Source organism: Silvania confinis (assembly GCF_025564085.1).
Lineage (GTDB): Bacteria > Pseudomonadota > Gammaproteobacteria > Enterobacterales > Enterobacteriaceae > Enterobacter > Enterobacter confinis.
Genome location: NZ_JAMGZJ010000074.1, coordinates 20,353 through 36,406, shown reverse-complemented (window position 1 = coordinate 36,406; position 16,054 = coordinate 20,353). Strand labels below are relative to the sequence as shown.

The window sequence follows — 16,054 nt, the reverse complement described above, 5'->3', positions numbered from 1 at the left end:
GCGCGGTCTGATGCCCTCACCCTGGCCCTCTCCCACGGGGAGAGGGAACACACATTAAAAACGGCAACTTCCGTTGCCGTTTTGCTTTTATTCCGGCCACAGCCAGGCCGCACCACGCACGCCGCTGGAATCGCCGTGTGCCGCTTTGCGGATTGGCGTTTCACACTCCCCGCCAAACACCCACTGCTTCACCAGCTGGGGCAAGGTGGTATATAGACGGTCGACGTTGCTCATCCCGCCGCCCAGCACGAACACATCCGGGTCGAGAATATTGACCACGTGCGCCAGCGATTTTGCCAGCCGCATTTCGTAGCGGCTGAACGCCAGCTCCGCCAGCGGATCCTGCTCCTCCACCCGCCGCATAATCTCACTGCCTTTCAGCGGATGACCGCTCAGGCGACGATAGTCGGTGGCAAAGCCGGTGCCGGAGATAAAGGTTTCGATACAACCCTGCTTGCCGCAGTAGCACGGCACTTCGGCGCGGTATTTCAGCTCATCTTCATCCATCCACGGCAGCGGGTTATGCCCCCACTCGCCTGCGGTGCCGTTACCGCCGATATGCGCCCGGCCATTAAACGCCACGCCCGAGCCGCAGCCAGTACCGATAATCACCGCAAACACGGTTTGCGCCCCGGCCGCCGCGCCGTCAATCGCCTCCGACACTGCCAGACAGTTGGCGTCGTTCGCCAGCCGCACTTCGCGGTTCAGGCGCAGGCTCAGGTCGCGGTCGAACGGCTGGCCGTTGAGCCAGGTCGAGTTAGCGTTTTTCACCACCCCGGTGTAGGGCGAAATCGAGCCTGGAATGCCCATCCCCACCGTGCCGGTCTGGCCGGTGGCGCTTTCGGCCATCTCCACCAGTTGGGCGATGGTCTCTATCGTCAGGCGATAATCGTCACGCGGGGTCGGCAGACGATGACGAAAAAGCTGCTCCCCCTGTTCGCCAAGGGCGATCACTTCTGTTTTGGTGCCGCCGAGATCAATACCAATACGCACAGGACACTCCTCATTTTTTTGATTATCAACAGAGTAGAAGCCCACTACCCGATTAGCAATGCAAGCAATGCGACAATTCGCTATCATGCCCGCTGCATTTAACGACAAGGCCGTGGAAATTATCATGCTGTGGTTCAAAAATTTGATGGTTTACCGTCTCAGCCGCGACGTCGAGCTTCGCGCAGACGAGATGGAAAAACAGTTAGCCCTGTACGGATTTACCCCGTGTGGCAGCCAGGAGATGGCGAAAACCGGTTGGGTTCCGCCGATGGGATCACAGAGCGATGCCCTGACCCACACTACCAATGGTCAAATCATCATCTGCGCGCGCAAGGAAGAGAAAATCCTGCCAACGCCGGTAGTTAAACAGGCGCTGGAAGCCAAAATTTTCAAGCTTGAAGCCGAACAGGGCCGCAAGCTGAAAAAAACCGAAAAAGATTCACTGAAAGACGAAGTCCTGCACTCGCTGCTGCCGCGCGCCTTTAGCCGCTTCAATCAGACGATGATGTGGATCGACACGGTGAACGGCTTGATTATGGTTGACTGCGCCAGCGCCAAAAAAGCCGAAGACACGCTGGCCCTGCTGCGTAAGAGCCTGGGCTCGCTGCCGGTGGTGCCGCTGACGATGGAAAATCCGATCGAGCTGACGCTGACCGAGTGGGTGCGTGCCAACAATGTCGCGCAAGGTTTCCAGCTGCTGGATGAAGCCGAGCTGAAAGCCATCCTCGAAGACGGCGGCGTGATCCGCGCCAAGAAGCAGGATTTGGTCAGCGATGAAATCGCCGTGCATATCGAAGCCGGCAAGCTGGTCACCAAGCTGGCCCTCGACTGGCAGCAGCGTATTCAGTTCGTGATGTGTGACGATGGCTCAATTAAACGCCTGAAATTCTGCGACGAATTGCGCGATCAGAACGACGATATCGACCGGGAAGATTATGCCCAGCGTTTTGATGCGGATTTCATTCTGATGACGGGTGAACTGGCGGCGTTGATTCAGAGTCTGGTCGAAGGATTAGGCGGCGAAGCGCAGCGTTAAGAGGCTTACGCAAAGAATCAGAGCCGGGTTAACCCGGCTCTTTTTTTTTACAGGTAGCGACACAGGTAGGACGCAGGTTCAGCCACCTGCAGATGGAACTCACTGTGGCCAGGCACGTTGAAAACATCGCCTGGGTTATAAATCTTCCACTCGGTTTCGCCCGGCAATAACACTTTCAGCGAACCGCTCACGACGGTCATCTCTTCAGGCTCTGCGGTACCGAAGGCATACTCGCCTTCCGCCATCACGCCGACACTGGCACGGCCAGTAATGCTGCTGGTAAAACCAATGGATTTCACTTTACCGGAAAAGTATTCATTACTTTGAAGCATGGACTGGTCCTTATTGTCATTGGATGTGAATCCAATATAGGGGTGACACTCCATGCCTGTCACGTAAAATCATTACACCAGCAATTCCGAGGCCAGGCGGGCAACCAGCACGTTAGAAAGCAGCACCGGCACGTCCAGCGTTTTTTGCAATAAGTCACGGTGACGCTGGTGGAAACCGAGGCAATCGAGCATCAGCACGTCGGCTCCGCGATCCAGCAGATCGCGTCCGGCGTCGATCAGTTTCGCTTCGCTGTCCCAGATGGGATTGGCCACCGCCAGCAGCGGCGCATTGACCAGCCCTTGCCACTTCTGTGACTGGTTTTCCAGCAGTTCGGGGATCGGCACGATCACCCCAACCTGATGGCTGTCGACAATCGATCCCACCAGCGGGGGAATGATCCGCATCGGCTCCAGCAGGATCGCCTTGCGGGCAACGAGGCCGGTAATATTGGCGGTGCTCATCAGCAGGATCACGTCATAACCCTGGTTATCGAGCACTTCGATGACGCTTTGCAGGGCACGCTCAATCTTGCGTAGCGAGACATTTGCCAGCCCGCCATCGCTGAGTAACGTCGGCAACAGCACATCGCCGGGCTCGGGCGCGTAGTCCTCCATGACCTCGTCCCGACTCAACTGACTCAACAGGCTGTGATGGGTAATCTGTTGTTCAGACACATGCTCGGTTAAGAGCGGTAATACTTCACTTACCGGGACTACCCCAATGGTGAGGATCGCCAACGTCGCTTTCATCGTTCTCGCCTTTCTCTACTCACAACCACTGCCATGACACAGTCACACTTCGCTGCACGTTTTATTGTTCAATAATTAACCGCTGAAAAGCGTAGCAGCTGTTTCAGGAGCCGGAATGTAAATATCCGGCGCTGAAAAACAATGCCTCTGTTAAACCTGAATATTCCTCTCCGTATACGGTTGTCTGTTTTGCAAAAATGTGACAGCAGTACCTTTCTTGTCGCTTTCAGAAAGAACTCAGGACTTATCGGGATCTTCGTAACGCACTTTGGCATCCTGCGCTTCCGACTCCGTTTCATGTTCGCTGATCAGCGAATCAGGTTTCGGATGGTCGGCGCGCAGCTGATACCAGGTGACGGTCTGGCCCGTCGCGCCTTTTTCAACGGCAACAATACGGGCTTCACGCGGATAGGGAGGTCTGGTTGGCATAGTTCATCCTTATTTAATGGCTGAACTATCAGTATAGACATCAGTTAACTGGCGCATGCCAGATCCAGCACCCTGACAATGTGCTGCACCACCTGGGCGGGGGTTAACGACGCATCGACAACGTGGTGGGCGGCTTCGCGATACAGCGCGTCGCGCTCGGCAAGCACCGCGCTCACCTCTTCGCTGATGGGCTTGCCGGTCAGCGTCGGGCGCTGCCCCTCTTCCGGGGACGCCTCCAGCCGTTCAACCAGCACCGGTACCGGCGCGCTCAGGTAGATGACAATCCCCTTCTCGCGCATAAACTGCCGGTTGTATGCGGATAAGATAATCCCGCCGCCGGTGGCGATGATCCCGGACGTGGCAGTCACCGCTTCAAGGGTGGCCGTTTCGCGGGCGCGGAAACTGTCCCAGCCTTCCTGTTCGACAATCTCAGCAATGCTTTTCCCGGCGTGGGTCTGCAACCAGTGATCGGTATCGACAAACTGACTCTGGCAGAGACGCGCCAGTTCAAGGCCGACGGTTGTTTTGCCACAGCCGCGGGGGCCAATTAAAAAAATAGGCTGGGTCATAACCAGGTGTTCCCCTTGAGGCCGCAGGCGTGCGGAGCGTGAAGTCTAAAAACGCGCAATAATACTCTTGAACGAGCATACCGCGTAATCGTAAAAAAATTATTACATCAGATGTGGTATTAAAATTACAACTCAGTCAACCCCAGAAAAATCAGGGGGGATGCTGTAAAGAAATGATGGCAATGACTGGTGCGCTCACCTTACCTGAACCCACCTGTCGTTGACAACCCCACAACGCGCGTAGGGTAGCACAATCATAAATATTATGAATGATTAGCCCTGACGACGTTTCACTTCCAGCAGCCACTTATCCAGCTCTGCGGCAAACATCTGCCGGTCGCGTTGGGATAAGCCATCTGGCCCACCGGTCTGAATACCGCTGCCGCGCAGGGTGTCCATAAAGTCTCGCATCGTCAGCTTTTCGCGGATCGTCGCCGGGGAATAGCGTTCGCCACGCGGGTTCAGCGCGGCGGCGCCTTTCTCCAGTACCTCGGCCGCCAGTGGGATATCGGCAGTGATCACCAGATCCTCCGGACTGCACAGGCGGACAATTTCATTATCGGCTTCATCAAACCCGGCCGATACCCGCAGGGAGCGGATAAAGCGGGAAGGTGGCACGCGGATCGTCTGATTCGCCACCAGCGTCATCGGCATCTGCACGCGCTCGGCGGCGCGAAACAGGATCTCTTTAATCACATTCGGACACGCATCGGCATCCACCCAAATCGCCATGTTCTCTCCCCGGCAAACAGTAATGCGCTATTGTCGCCTGCTTTCCACGCCAGGCAAAGTCGCAGACGCTTTAATGCTGCGTAAAAAACCGCGATAGGCTAAAGTTCCACAGACATAACAAAGTCTAAGAGGGAGATGTGATGGAGAAGAAAATCGGTTTTATCGGCTGCGGTAACATGGGCAAAGCCATTCTCGGCGGCCTGATTGCCAGCGGCCAGGTGCTGCCCGGCCAGATTTGGGTCTATACCCCGTCGCCGGACAAGGTCGCCGCCCTGCACGACCAGTATGGGATCAACGCCGCACAAAGCGCGCAGGAAGTGGCCCAGGTCGCTGATATCGTCTTCGGCGCGGTCAAACCCAACATCATGCTCAAAGTGCTGGGCGACATCACCTCGAGCCTGAATAAAGATACGCTGGTGGTGTCGATTGCCGCAGGCGTCACCCTCGATCAGCTGGCGCGTGCACTGGGCCACGATCGCAAAATCGTCCGCGCCATGCCGAACACCCCGTCGCTGGTTAACGCCGGGATGACCTCCATCACCCCTAACGCGCTGGTGACGACAGAAGAGACGGCCGATGTGATTAACATCTTCCGCTGCTTTGGCGAAGCCGAAGTGATTGCCGAGGCGATGATCCATCCGGTGGTGGGGGTCAGCGGTTCGGCACCTGCCTACGTGTTTATATTTATCGAGGCGATGGCCGATGCGGCGGTGCTGGGCGGTATGCCGCGTGCGCAGGCCTATAAATTTGCGGCACAGGCGGTGATGGGCTCCGCCAAAATGGTGCTGGAAACCGGGAAACATCCGGGCGAACTGAAGGACATGGTCTGCTCACCTGGCGGCACCACCATCGAAGCAGTGCGCGTTCTGGAAGAACGCGGATTCCGCTCAGCGGTTATTGAAGCCATGACCAAGTGCATGGAAAAATCAGAGCTACTGAGTAAATCCTGACCGATAGCCGGGCGTTATGCTGCCACTTCGGTGCGATTACGTCCGGCATTTTTCGCCTTATAGAGCGCGATATCTGCCGCTTTCAGCCACTCCTGATAATGCACCATCGACGCGGTTAACGGCGCGACGCCTACGCTGATACTCAGCCTCACCTGCGGCGCAGCGGGCAGGTGGAAATCAGCCAGCCGCTCGTGAACCCGCGACATCGCCGCGATCGCGCTTTCTGGCGACGTTCCGCTCATGATCACCGTAAACTCATCCCCGCCAAAACGCCCGACCATATCGCAGGCGCGCAGCGTGAGCTGCAGCTGGCGGGTAACGGCGATGATTGCGTGATCGCCCACGTCATGGCCCCAGGTATCGTTGATGCTCTTAAAGTGATCGATATCGATCACCAGAATGGTGGCGCTGCGGTGGTAGCGGCGACAGTTTTCAAACTCCGTGCGCAGCAGTAATTCCCAGTGACGACGGTTAAACACCCCGGTCATCCCGTCGAGATTGCTCATCAACTCCAGCCGCCGTTTATGCTCGGACAGGCGGGTGGTGGTGCGATGGCTGACCCAGGCGAAGATCAGGGGATAGGCGACAAGCACCGGCAACGCGAGCAGACTTTCCAGCGGCGTGCTGGTGAAGTGCGGTACGCCGTGGGTTAACTGCAGGGTGACGATCACCGCAAGAGTGGTCATCAGCGCCCCGGAGCCGAAGAGGCGTAATCCCCCCGTCCCCATCAGGTTCATCCCCATCATCATCACCAGCGCGGCGGTGGGCATCACATTCATGCCCATCATCCCGATCCAGATCCCGGCAACAATGGCATCGATTTTGAGATTAACGATTTCATTATGATAAGGATCGGCGGAACGGGCCGACAATTGCCAGGCCAGATGGGGCCAGATAAACGCCCAACCCACCAGCAACAGCCACCATGTCCCTGCAACCGCCTCTTCGACCAGCACGCTGGCAACAGGGAAGAAGAGGATAGCCAGACCCGCCGTCCTCGGTAAACGCAGCCGCCGTGCAAAACGCAAACCCGAGCGATAATGCTCATCTGCCGAACGAGGTTGATTAATTCCTTCTCGGGCAAAGGCTTTGCTGTAAACGTTGTCATCATTCATATGATTTTGGGAATTCTCTGATCTGTATAGAATTTCCCAAATTATAGAAAGGGTTACTAAAGGCTAAGTATGAAATTTCGGGTGAGCCGCCGGAACGGCTCACCCTTTTGAACTAGACAGATTTCTTCAAACAGCCACTCATAAACTTATTCCTATCGTCCCCTTTCAGGGATTGCTCCGTCGCCTGCACGTTGCATTCGCGCATCTTTTGCTGCTGCGGCGTCAGGCTTTTTTCAGCAGGCTTAGACGAGGAATTTTTCAGGCAATCGCTCATGTAAGTTTTTCGGGAATCGCCTTTCAGCGCCTGGGCGGTGGCCTGCTGATTGCAGGTGGTCATACGTTGCTGCTGCGGGGTGGGTTGTTTATCTTGCGCACCCGCCGGGGCGAGCGAGAACAGGCTGAATAGCAGAGTAACCAGCAGTGTGATTTTCATAGCACTATCCTTCAGTGAATGTTCACCCTAAGTCTGGTCGGTGCTGATAAAAAAACCACCCGGCAGGGAAATTTTCCTGCCGGGCAGCGAGGTTACTTCAGACTTAATGCCGCTTTCATGGTGTAGAACAGATCGGTTTGATCGGTCAGACCCACCACGTTAGCCGCATGCGGACCGTAGGCGGCGATACGCAGCTGGCTGCCGGTATGTTCCATCGACTCCTCTTCCGAGTTGCCGTAGCTCATCGCCATCACCGCACCGTCTTTGGTGGTCAGCGCCTGGGTCAGGCCCGGGGCTTTGGTGTCCGGGGCCACGATCTGGCTGGCATGAGCATGGTCAGCGGTCACAATCACCAGCGTATTGCCATCCTGCTTCGCAAACGCCAGCGCCTTTTGTACCGCCTCGTCCAGATCGACGGTTTCGCCAATCTGGCCACACGGATTCGCCGCGTGATCCTGCTTATCGATCGATGCACCTTCCACCTGCAGGAAGAAGCCCTTTTCGTTTTTGCTCAGCAGGGAGATGGCTTTATCGGTCATCGCCGCCAGAGTTGGCACCGCGTCGTTACGCTTAGGATTTGGCGTACAGGTTACAGCAGGCTTATCGATGTTGCCGTGATAGCTGGCTTTCGGCCCTTCCCAGCGTACCGGCATGTTGCCTTCGGCAAAGAGGCCCAGCAGCGGCTTATCCTGACCGGCTTCGGTGATCGCTGCAAGAGACGAAGCATCGCTTACCAGCTGGTAGCCGCGCGCCTGCGCCTGCTCACGCAGAGTTTTCCCCTGCCACTCGCCGGTGGTGGCGGTTTCGGCGAAGGTTTTCGCCCCGCCGCCGAGGGTGACGTCAGCCCGGGCATTCAGCAACTGCTCGGTGATCGAGCCTTTGCCGCCTTTTTCCAGCGCATTGCTGGCGCATTTTTCGCTGGTGACCGTCGGGCCATAGCATTTGCGCGAGGTCACGTGGGCCACTAATGCAGCCGGGGTCGCATCCTGCAGTTCGGCCGTTGAGACGTTGCCGGTCGCCAGCCCCGCTGCTTTGGCAAGCTCGAGGATGGTCTGGTGATCTTTCTCATGGATATCCACGCCCAGCGCGCCATTATAGGTCTTCACACCGGTGGTCCACGCGGTCGCGGAGGCGGCAGAGTCGGTGACGTAATCCGGTTTGCCGGATTTTTTATCCAGCGCGTAGTGGGTGTATTGCCCGGTCAGCGGCAGGGCATCGATGCCTTTGAAAAAGCCGCCCGCGCCTTCTGCGTAATTACGCGCAGCAGTAATTTCGGAATCGCCCATCCCGTCGCCAATCAGCAGAATAATATTTTTAGCGGGTTTGTCATTCAACGAAGCGCGCAGCGCAGCGGTCTGATCTTCTGACAGGCGACGCGCACCGCCAGGCTGGGTGATATCGCCCTGCGCGGAACGGTTTTCCAGTACCGGATGGGTGGCCGCCGTTTCAGCATAAATAACGGGGGTAAATAATAAGGGCATTAATGCGATATAGAGTGCGCTCTGTTTCACTTATTTTTCTCCATGTAGAAATACATCAAAAAATAAAACAGAGCGACTATAGGCATCAGATATGACGGTTCTATGACAGCGGGCGAAAGACTGAAGGGGCTAGCTGCGCGGGTGTCGCAACAATTTGTTCACATACTGCTGCAGCATTTCACTGTCATGGGCGGGGACTTCAGCGTCGGGTCGGGCTTGTTCCAGTGCCCCCTCTATGTTTTTGATCAGCACCTGCTGATCGCTTTGTGCCATCTGGCGTAACAAAGCTGTAACCACGATCTCCAGGGCCTCGACCTGAGCGACCAGCTCTTTTGACTCTTCTTCCTTTTCTGCCAGCTTGACCAGCAATTCAGCAATGAGATTTTTCACAGCACTATTTCCTTAGCGGTTTTTTGCTGAACTTAGCATTCCGTGAAGAACTTGCAAAGTGGGGGGATGTATTATTTTCAGAAATGAAGTGCGTTTTTTGTGAAATAGATCGCGGGACGTCATAAATACGCAATTTTAAATTAAGCGCAAATCTTATTATGCAAATTAATATAAAATAAGAACCGTCATTTCAAATTAATGATAATGACGGTCATAAGAAAAATATATTGTACATCGACTTTAGCGCCGGGCGGCGGCCTGCGCGCGCTGACGGCGCATCGCCCACGCCAGCTGAATAATATTGAGCAACACCACCACGGCGGTGGCCGCAAATACCCAGCGGAATCCTGCCATCGCCGATACTCCCGCCCCCATCAGCGGCCCGGCGACATTGCCTAAATACATAAATGACTGGTTATAACCGAAGATCCGTCCGGTCACCTGGTCGCTGGAATATTTGATCAGCAGGGTTTGCACGGCGGGCAGCATCGCGCCATCGGCAAAGCCCAGCAGGAAGCGCAAAACCCCAAGCTGGAACGGGGTGGTGACAAAAGACATTGCAAAGAACAACCCTACCGCCACCACCAGGGTGGCCATCAGGATCCGCCCGGTGCCAATCCGATCCCCGAGCTTGCCCAGCCGTGGCGCGGACATCAGGGCAGAGACCCCCGGCACGGCGGCAATCATTCCACTGAGGAAAGCAATATTGCTGCTGTCGGGGGCCATCGACTGGATAAACAGCGCCAGAATCGGCCCCACCGAGCCGTTGCAGAGCTGAATAACCAGGGTGGTGACAAACAGGCTAATCACCAGCCCCGGATAAGGCAACGAGGCGAAAACGGCTTTTCCGCTCAGGCGCTGGGCCTTGCTCACGCGCGGACGCGCCCCCTCTTTAATCAGAAAGAAGGTCACCAGGAAGCTGACCATCAGCAAAAAAGCGGTAATAAAGAACACCGCGCGCAGACCGACGTGATCCGCGAGGAAGCCGCCCATCAGCGGGCCGCCAATCACCCCGCTGATCTGCGCGGTAGAGAGGGTACTGATCGCCCAGCCGCTGCGCTCGCGGGGAACCTGCGACGCCACCAGCGCCATCGCGTTGGGAATATAGCCGGAGGTCAGCCCCATCAGCGCGCGCAGCAAAAACAGCTGCCAGACGTTGGTGGCAAAAGCCTGCAGCAGGATCGCCACCGCCATCCCCAGCGAGGCGCGCAGCAGCATCAGCTTGCGCCCCTTGCGGTCTGCCAGGCTACCCCACATCGGCGAGACGATGGCCGACACCAGGAAGGTGACGCTGAAGACCAGCCCCGACCACATCGACAGTGCCTCGTGCGACGAGACGCCAAGCTGAGCCACGTACAGCGGCAAAAAGGGTAAAATCTGGCTGATGGCCAGGCCGGTGAAAAAACAACCAAACCAGACCGAAATGAGGTTAACTTTCCAGGATTCCATAGGCGGATACTGTCTTTATTTTGCGTGAATTCGCTACCAGATTAGCAAGTTACGTTACGGCGCACGGCGTCAGAGATGCCACCGGGACGACTTCGGCATTTTATCTCCCCAGTCATCATATCTGTGAAACATGTCACATATTTTCGCCTTTTGCCTGGTGATTTATGCTCTGTGGACAGTAGCCAAATCCGCGCATTCCCAGGTGAAAATGGTTGGCGTGGGCGGCGTTATAGTCCGGGCCAAGCGCATTGCCAAAGTAGCCGCAGCTGGCGCCCAGCAGCGCCCGCAGCCACGGCTCTGTTTTAGCGCTCTGCCAGCCGCGCAGCACGCTTACCCGCTGGCCGTTCTCCAGGCTAAAGCCGCTGATATCCAACGCTTCGGCGCTGGCATGTTCGCTGCGGCGGGCATCGGGGCGGTGATAGATATTGCGACAGGCAAAGCTGCCAAGATGGTCGATGCGCGTCAGGCTGCTGCCCATCAGGGTGCGGGTCAGCGGCTGGGCCTGCTGGCTGACGAACAGCGCCGAACTGAGCGCCAGCGGACAGCTGGCAAGAAAGCTGCTGCTGAGGCTGACCGGGCCAAAATTGCGCACCCGCACCACGTTACTCAGCGGGCACTCTCCCCCGCTCTGGGCCACCGCCTGGGTGCGGATCAGTTGACGCGCGTTGGCCTGCGCCAGCAGCGTTTCGCAATGTTCAGGGGTCAGGCGCCTGAGCTTAAACTGGGTTAACGTGCCGGGGGGATCGTCAAGCTGGAGTGGCGCAAAAGGATTGTAGTACGAGGGCAGCCAGCGGTAACCCACCGCCATCGCAGCAATAATCACAGCACAGATAATCAGACCTTTTCCCTTCACTCTCCCCCCTCGGTAATGTGCCCCAACATTATGGCAGAAGGCGGCGAATCCCGCCGGGCATCGTGATATGGTAAGGACTTTGAGTCAGACAGGATGAGTGTACGTGATGGCGAAGTTGCGGGTAGGTATTGTCTTTGGGGGTAAATCGGCAGAGCACGAAGTGTCTCTCCAGTCGGCCAAAAACATCGTTAACGCGATTGATAAAAGCCGCTTTGAGGTGGTGCTGCTGGGGATTGATAAACAGGGCCAGTGGCATGTTAACGACGAAACCGGCTATTTGCTCAACGCCGATGACCCGGCGCACATCGCGCTAAATCCATCAGAAATCAGCGTGGCCGCCGTACCAGGCCGGATGCAGGGCCAGCTGATCAATGCCCACAGTGGGCAGTCGCTTTCGCAGATCGACGTTATTTTCCCGATTGTTCACGGCACGCTGGGCGAAGACGGTTCCCTGCAGGGGATGCTGCGGATGGCCAATCTGCCGTTCGTCGGATCCGACGTGCTCGGTTCCGCCGCTTGCATGGATAAAGACGTCACCAAGCGCCTGCTGCGCGATGCCGGGCTGAACGTGGCACCGTTTGTCACCCTGACCCGCGCCAACCGCGAGCAGCACGTGTTTGCCGATCTCAGCGCCCGCTTCGGTCTGCCGCTGTTCGTTAAACCGGCGAACCAGGGCTCCTCCGTCGGCGTCAGCAAAGTGAACAGCGAAGCACAGTTCAACGACGCGGTACGTCTGGCGTTTACTTTCGATCATAAAGTGGTGGTCGAGCAGGGCATTAAAGGACGTGAGATTGAGTGTGCGGTGCTGGGGAACGACTTCCCGCAGGCCAGCACCTGTGGCGAAGTGGTGCTGAACAGCGATTTCTACTCTTACGACACCAAGTATATCGATGACCAGGGCGCGCAGGTGGTGGTTCCCGCCGCGCTGGATGCCGAGATTAACGACCGGATCCGCGCTATCGCCATTGAGGCTTATCAGGCGCTGGGCTGTCGCGGAATGGCACGCGTGGACGTCTTCTTAACGGAAGATAACCGGGTGGTCATCAATGAAATCAACACCCTGCCCGGCTTCACCAACATCAGCATGTACCCGAAACTGTGGCAGGCCAGCGGTATCAGCTACCCGGAACTGATCACCCGCCTGATTGAACTGGCGCTGGAGCGTTTTGCCGCCGACAGCGCCCTGCAGATCGCAGTACAGGATTAATCGGCTTCGTTCGCCGTCGTCTCTTCCGGGCGACGGCGAATAATAAACCCCGCCAGCCAGAAGCTCACTACCCACGTCACCAGCCCAACCGCATAGGTTTGCCAGCCCTTCGCTTCAAAGCCCAGCAGCCCCACTACCCCATTCAGAATAAAGATCAGCCCAATAGCAAAGGCGTAGTAATGCCAGTCACGGCGGATTTTGGCAGGCAGTTTCATGGTCGCTCCAGCAGAAAAAATCTATCCTCGCACAGTTTTGTCATCAGGTCTGTGGTGGATGCGGAAAATCTGAAATGAGAATCAATTTTACTTAAGTTGACGATTTTGTGATGACCCGCGGAAATCACTCATCCAGGAGAATTCCCCAGGCCAATTTACCACGATTCTGATATTGACATCCGCCCTGAGGTGTCAGACTCAGCTGGAACACAAGGCACCAGGCCATGCAGATTATTTCGGAGGCAGTTATGGCAGACTTCAGCATGTCGAAGCCCATTTTTAGCGGCAAGCAACCTAAAACCTCCACGCCAGGTAATATCGCTTATGCCGTTTTTGTCCTGTTCTGTTTTTGGGCAGGATCGCAGCTGCTCAACATCCTCGTCCATGCGCCAGGGGTGTACGAGCACCTGATGCAGGTTGAGGATAGCGTTCGCCCGCGCGTTGAGATTGGGCTGGGGGTCGGGACCATTTTTGGTTTGATCCCGTTCCTGCTGGGCTGCGCGATATTTGGCGTTATCGCACTAGTGCTGCGCTGGCGCCGTTACCACTAATTCAGCGCCATACAGCGCGCCCGGCGGTCGTCCACGCGCTGGGCAAACCACGCGGTAGTCAGATTACGGGTGATTTTCGGACTCTCCAGCTGGATCCCCGGCAACACTTCTCTCGGCAGTTTCTTCCCGGCCTTCTGCTCCGCCAGCTTATACACTTGCTGATAAAGTTCAGTTTTCTCAAACGCCAGGCTGTCGCCTTTTTCAAGCTGACGGCGGATTTCGCTGTCGCTCATCCCCAGCTTGCCGCCGAGCTTACGCACCGTTTGCTCGGTTTTGCCGGCGCTGCTGCTGCCGTAGGCAATTAAATCGCCATCCAGCGCCAGCTTCACTCCGCTGGCACGGCTGACGGCGTTCTGGAATGCCGCATTGCGGCTGGCATACCAGCCCGCGTTAAAGTCTGCAAAGCGATACAGCGGCGCGCTATAGCTGGCGGGATAATTCAGCAGATGGTAAGTGCCAAACCACAGGCCGCCGCGCAGGGAGAAGACCTCCTGACGCACCGTATTGTCGATTTTCCACGGATAGCCGTTAGTATGCTTTTCAGCAAAGGCGATGCTGACCTGCATCGGCCCACCGGTATGCACCGGATTGAGGGAGCCAAACAGCGTCTGCCCCATCGGCACCATGCCAATCATGTCATCGAAGATCTCACTCAGCTGCTTCTCGGTTTTCACCGTATCCAGCCGCTGGCTGTAGCTCTTGCCGTTCGGCGAGTTGATTTTCAGCGCCGTATGCACCAGGAACGACGGGATGTGCAGTTTTTCCGCCCGCCGGTCTATCTCTTTCCAGGCAATCTTATTCAGCCCAGGCACCGCCGGGTCGGACTGATACATCGACTCCTGCTGTGCCACCGCCAGCACCGAGCAGATATTCTCCTCGGTAGGGGCGATTTTCTGGCTCTCGAAGGTTTTTGCCAGCGCTGATGCCCACTGGTCCCGGTCTTTCACCGTGGCAGGCATTTTTTGCCGCACCACGCTTGCCACGTCGACGGGCTTTTCGCCCTTTTTCAGCGGGGCAGCGCCTTGTTCAGCACAGCCCGCCAGCACCAGCACGGCCAGCAGCGATAACGGTAATGCACGCGGTACGGCAAAAGACATAACAACTCCCTGTATTAGCTCAGTGTATGGGTAACTTCCTGTAACGGCTGGCCATCCAGTTCACGCTCAAAGCTGCGCAGACGTTTATAGATGGACATCAGCTCGACCAGCGTGGTCCAGGAGCTGATCAGATACTGGAAGGATCCGCGTACCTGGCCGAAAACGTTAGTAATTTGGGTCATCAGACCGAGCGTAATCGTACCGGCGACAATCGACGGGAACAGCAGGAATAAGCCGAAAACGTTATCCACCTGCAGATACAGAATACGGGCGATGTTGAAGTACATGTAGTGGAAATAGAGACGGAAATAGTTGCGACGCACCGCGCCAAACAGCTCGCGCACGGTGGGCGGCGACGCGCGGTTAGCATCGTCTTCGCCGTACACCAGCTCTTTACGGTAGGCGGCCTCAACGCGCTGGTTTTTGAACTCCAGCCCCGGCAGCTTGATCCCCACCGCCGCCAGCAGGCCGGTGCCCATCAGCGACCAGACAATCGCGGCGATCACCAGGCCGTACGGCAGATGACCGACAATCGGCAGCTCCGGTACGTGTGCGGAAAGGGTCACCAGCACCGGCAGGAAGGCAATCAAGGTCATAATGGCGTTAATAAAGCTAACGCCCATATCCTCAAGGGTCGAGGCGAAGCGCATGGTATCTTCCTGCACACGCTGGGCCGCCCCTTCGATATGACGCAGCTGCTGCCAGTGCGCCATATAGTATTCGTTCATCGCGGTACGCCAGCGGAACACGTAGTGGCTGACAAAGAAGTTATTCATCACGCCAATGATAACGGCAATCAGCGCAATCCCGAGGAAGATCCCCACTTCGTGATAGAACTGATTAATGGTCACTTTATGCGGCGCGCTGAGGGCGGTCTGGATCAGGTCGTAGAACGGAGCATACCAGGCGTTGACCGCCACCCCCACTTCCACCAAAAACCAGGTGACGAAGATAATCAGCGAGGTGCCGAGAATCGACCAGTACTGCCAGCGGTGCGGCGAGTAGATAAACCAGAACAGGGCAAACATTCCTACGCAGAGCGCGTAATAAGCATAAAACAGCAGGTAGCTCAGCGACCAGAAGCGCGCGGCGCTGATGGGCACATCCCCCGTGGCGCCCGTCAGGCGCTCCAGCCAGGCACCACCGCCCGCCTGCCAGACAACAACGGCGACCAGGGCCCAAATAAAGGCCGAAAGGAAAAAAGGTCCCGGTTTGGGGAAAAACGACTTGAACATAATGCTTCCTTCTTTTTTGTTATAGACACTGCTGTAGACGACGGATTATCAGACCTGCCGGCCCGGCATTAGTTCGCCTGTCAGGCCTCTCCCGGCGCGAAAAGGCGGACGCACTGCGCGCCTATCATAAGCGCAATGTCACAAAACGGGAGATCGACTGCTATCAAATTGTTTGTATTTACCCGCGGTTACGTTTTTCTCGCTATGGTTAGCCTGTTCAGGCCTTTGCAAACCGCG

At 56.6% G+C, this 16,054-nt stretch carries 19 protein-coding genes; 4 read left to right on the top strand and 15 right to left on the bottom strand.

What is annotated here, in order from left to right; translation table 11 throughout:
- Window positions 1–87: 87 nt before the first annotated feature.
- A complete protein-coding gene (gene mak, locus M8013_RS10085) occupies window positions 88–993 on the bottom strand; it encodes a fructokinase (protein WP_271267669.1) in 906 nt (301 codons plus the stop codon).
- A gap of 124 nt (window positions 994–1,117) precedes the next feature.
- On the opposite strand from mak, the gene rdgC reads away from it, so the two are divergent.
- Window positions 1,118–2,029 (top strand): recombination-associated protein RdgC, encoded by a 912-nt coding sequence (gene rdgC, locus M8013_RS10080; RefSeq protein ID WP_271267668.1) that lies wholly within the window; start codon window positions 1,118–1,120, stop codon window positions 2,027–2,029.
- A 47-nt stretch (window positions 2,030–2,076) separates the two neighbouring features.
- Here rdgC and ppnP read toward each other — a convergent pair whose 3' ends face one another.
- From ppnP to M8013_RS10055, 5 genes are all read right to left on the bottom strand, one after another.
- Window positions 2,077–2,361 carry a pyrimidine/purine nucleoside phosphorylase gene (gene ppnP / locus M8013_RS10075; RefSeq protein ID WP_271267667.1) on the bottom strand — a complete coding sequence of 95 codons (285 nt, stop codon included), beginning with the start codon at window positions 2,359–2,361 and terminating at the stop codon, window positions 2,077–2,079.
- 72 nt (window positions 2,362–2,433) lie between these two features.
- Entirely contained in the window at window positions 2,434–3,111 is a 678-nt protein-coding gene (locus M8013_RS10070; protein ID WP_271267666.1) for an AroM family protein, read from the bottom strand.
- A 237-nt stretch (window positions 3,112–3,348) separates the two neighbouring features.
- Window positions 3,349–3,540 (bottom strand): protein YaiA, encoded by a 192-nt coding sequence (gene yaiA / locus M8013_RS10065; protein WP_271267665.1) that lies wholly within the window; start codon window positions 3,538–3,540, stop codon window positions 3,349–3,351.
- A 44-nt stretch (window positions 3,541–3,584) separates the two neighbouring features.
- On the bottom strand, window positions 3,585–4,109 hold the full coding sequence (aroL, locus tag M8013_RS10060; protein ID WP_271267664.1) for a shikimate kinase AroL: 525 nt from the start codon (window positions 4,107–4,109) through the stop codon (window positions 3,585–3,587).
- A gap of 273 nt (window positions 4,110–4,382) precedes the next feature.
- Window positions 4,383–4,841 (bottom strand): YaiI/YqxD family protein, encoded by a 459-nt coding sequence (locus M8013_RS10055; RefSeq protein ID WP_271267663.1) that lies wholly within the window; start codon window positions 4,839–4,841, stop codon window positions 4,383–4,385.
- Between the two features lie 140 nt (window positions 4,842–4,981).
- Between M8013_RS10055 and proC the strand changes: the two genes are divergently transcribed.
- Window positions 4,982–5,791: a pyrroline-5-carboxylate reductase gene (gene proC, locus M8013_RS10050; protein ID WP_271267662.1), complete on the top strand. Its 810-nt coding sequence runs from the start codon at window positions 4,982–4,984 to the stop codon at window positions 5,789–5,791.
- A gap of 14 nt (window positions 5,792–5,805) precedes the next feature.
- Here proC and adrA read toward each other — a convergent pair whose 3' ends face one another.
- The 6 genes from adrA to M8013_RS10020 all read right to left on the bottom strand — a co-directional run bounded on the left by adrA (window position 5,806) and on the right by M8013_RS10020 (window position 11,512).
- Window positions 5,806–6,906, bottom strand: a complete 1,101-nt coding sequence (adrA, locus tag M8013_RS10045) for a diguanylate cyclase AdrA (protein ID WP_271267661.1) — start codon at window positions 6,904–6,906, stop codon at window positions 5,806–5,808.
- 112 nt (window positions 6,907–7,018) lie between these two features.
- Window positions 7,019–7,339 carry a phosphate starvation-inducible protein PsiF gene (psiF, locus tag M8013_RS10040; RefSeq protein WP_271267660.1) on the bottom strand — a complete coding sequence of 107 codons (321 nt, stop codon included), beginning with the start codon at window positions 7,337–7,339 and terminating at the stop codon, window positions 7,019–7,021.
- Window positions 7,340–7,431: 92 nt separating this feature from the next.
- Window positions 7,432–8,850: an alkaline phosphatase gene (gene phoA / locus M8013_RS10035; protein ID WP_271267659.1), complete on the bottom strand. Its 1,419-nt coding sequence runs from the start codon at window positions 8,848–8,850 to the stop codon at window positions 7,432–7,434.
- A 99-nt stretch (window positions 8,851–8,949) separates the two neighbouring features.
- Window positions 8,950–9,210: an anti-adapter protein IraP gene (gene iraP / locus M8013_RS10030; RefSeq protein WP_271267658.1), complete on the bottom strand. Its 261-nt coding sequence runs from the start codon at window positions 9,208–9,210 to the stop codon at window positions 8,950–8,952.
- Between the two features lie 240 nt (window positions 9,211–9,450).
- Window positions 9,451–10,659 carry a multidrug efflux MFS transporter gene (locus tag M8013_RS10025; protein WP_271267657.1) on the bottom strand — a complete coding sequence of 403 codons (1,209 nt, stop codon included), beginning with the start codon at window positions 10,657–10,659 and terminating at the stop codon, window positions 9,451–9,453.
- A 133-nt stretch (window positions 10,660–10,792) separates the two neighbouring features.
- Window positions 10,793–11,512 carry an extensin-like domain-containing protein gene (locus tag M8013_RS10020; protein WP_271267656.1) on the bottom strand — a complete coding sequence of 240 codons (720 nt, stop codon included), beginning with the start codon at window positions 11,510–11,512 and terminating at the stop codon, window positions 10,793–10,795.
- A 106-nt stretch (window positions 11,513–11,618) separates the two neighbouring features.
- Here M8013_RS10020 and ddlA point away from each other — a divergent pair, with 106 nt between their 5' ends.
- Window positions 11,619–12,719, top strand: a complete 1,101-nt coding sequence (gene ddlA / locus M8013_RS10015; RefSeq protein WP_271267847.1) for a D-alanine--D-alanine ligase — start codon at window positions 11,619–11,621, stop codon at window positions 12,717–12,719.
- On the opposite strand, the gene M8013_RS10010 is transcribed toward ddlA, so the two are convergent.
- On the bottom strand, window positions 12,716–12,934 hold the full coding sequence (locus tag M8013_RS10010) for a DUF2754 domain-containing protein (RefSeq protein ID WP_271267655.1): 219 nt from the start codon (window positions 12,932–12,934) through the stop codon (window positions 12,716–12,718). The two genes, ddlA and M8013_RS10010, sit on opposite strands and share 4 nt — an antisense overlap.
- Before the next feature lie 248 nt (window positions 12,935–13,182).
- Here M8013_RS10010 and M8013_RS10005 point away from each other — a divergent pair, with 248 nt between their 5' ends.
- On the top strand, window positions 13,183–13,485 hold the full coding sequence (locus M8013_RS10005) for a DUF2755 family protein (protein WP_271267846.1): 303 nt from the start codon (window positions 13,183–13,185) through the stop codon (window positions 13,483–13,485).
- Here M8013_RS10005 and M8013_RS10000 read toward each other — a convergent pair.
- Both M8013_RS10000 and sbmA read right to left on the bottom strand, forming a co-directional pair.
- Window positions 13,482–14,582: a DUF1615 domain-containing protein gene (locus M8013_RS10000; protein WP_271267654.1), complete on the bottom strand. Its 1,101-nt coding sequence runs from the start codon at window positions 14,580–14,582 to the stop codon at window positions 13,482–13,484. The two genes, M8013_RS10005 and M8013_RS10000, sit on opposite strands and share 4 nt — an antisense overlap.
- A gap of 14 nt (window positions 14,583–14,596) precedes the next feature.
- Complete coding sequence (sbmA, locus tag M8013_RS09995) at window positions 14,597–15,817, bottom strand: peptide antibiotic transporter SbmA (protein ID WP_271267653.1); 1,221 nt, start codon at window positions 15,815–15,817, stop codon at window positions 14,597–14,599.
- Between the last annotated feature and the right edge of the window lie 237 nt (window positions 15,818–16,054).

Excerpts from the sequence above, each read along its gene's own strand:
- adrA (WP_271267661.1), bottom strand. The coding sequence starts at position 6,906 with ATGAATGATGACAACGTTTACAGCAAAGCCTTTGCCCGAGAAGGAATT.
- aroL (WP_271267664.1), bottom strand. The coding sequence starts at position 4,109 with ATGACCCAGCCTATTTTTTTAATTGGCCCCCGCGGCTGTGGCAAAACA.
- rdgC (WP_271267668.1), top strand. The coding sequence starts at position 1,118 with ATGCTGTGGTTCAAAAATTTGATGGTTTACCGTCTCAGCCGCGACGTC.
- M8013_RS10000 (WP_271267654.1), bottom strand. The coding sequence starts at position 14,582 with ATGTCTTTTGCCGTACCGCGTGCATTACCGTTATCGCTGCTGGCCGTG.
- psiF (WP_271267660.1), bottom strand. The coding sequence starts at position 7,339 with ATGAAAATCACACTGCTGGTTACTCTGCTATTCAGCCTGTTCTCGCTC.
- yaiA (WP_271267665.1), bottom strand. The coding sequence starts at position 3,540 with ATGCCAACCAGACCTCCCTATCCGCGTGAAGCCCGTATTGTTGCCGTT.
- M8013_RS10055 (WP_271267663.1), bottom strand. The coding sequence starts at position 4,841 with ATGGCGATTTGGGTGGATGCCGATGCGTGTCCGAATGTGATTAAAGAG.
- M8013_RS10070 (WP_271267666.1), bottom strand. The coding sequence starts at position 3,111 with ATGAAAGCGACGTTGGCGATCCTCACCATTGGGGTAGTCCCGGTAAGT.
- proC (WP_271267662.1), top strand. The coding sequence starts at position 4,982 with ATGGAGAAGAAAATCGGTTTTATCGGCTGCGGTAACATGGGCAAAGCC.
- M8013_RS10010 (WP_271267655.1), bottom strand. The coding sequence starts at position 12,934 with ATGAAACTGCCTGCCAAAATCCGCCGTGACTGGCATTACTACGCCTTT.
- ppnP (WP_271267667.1), bottom strand. The coding sequence starts at position 2,361 with ATGCTTCAAAGTAATGAATACTTTTCCGGTAAAGTGAAATCCATTGGT.
- sbmA (WP_271267653.1), bottom strand. The coding sequence starts at position 15,817 with ATGTTCAAGTCGTTTTTCCCCAAACCGGGACCTTTTTTCCTTTCGGCC.
- ddlA (WP_271267847.1), top strand. The coding sequence starts at position 11,619 with ATGGCGAAGTTGCGGGTAGGTATTGTCTTTGGGGGTAAATCGGCAGAG.
- M8013_RS10025 (WP_271267657.1), bottom strand. The coding sequence starts at position 10,659 with ATGGAATCCTGGAAAGTTAACCTCATTTCGGTCTGGTTTGGTTGTTTT.
- M8013_RS10005 (WP_271267846.1), top strand. The coding sequence starts at position 13,183 with ATGGCAGACTTCAGCATGTCGAAGCCCATTTTTAGCGGCAAGCAACCT.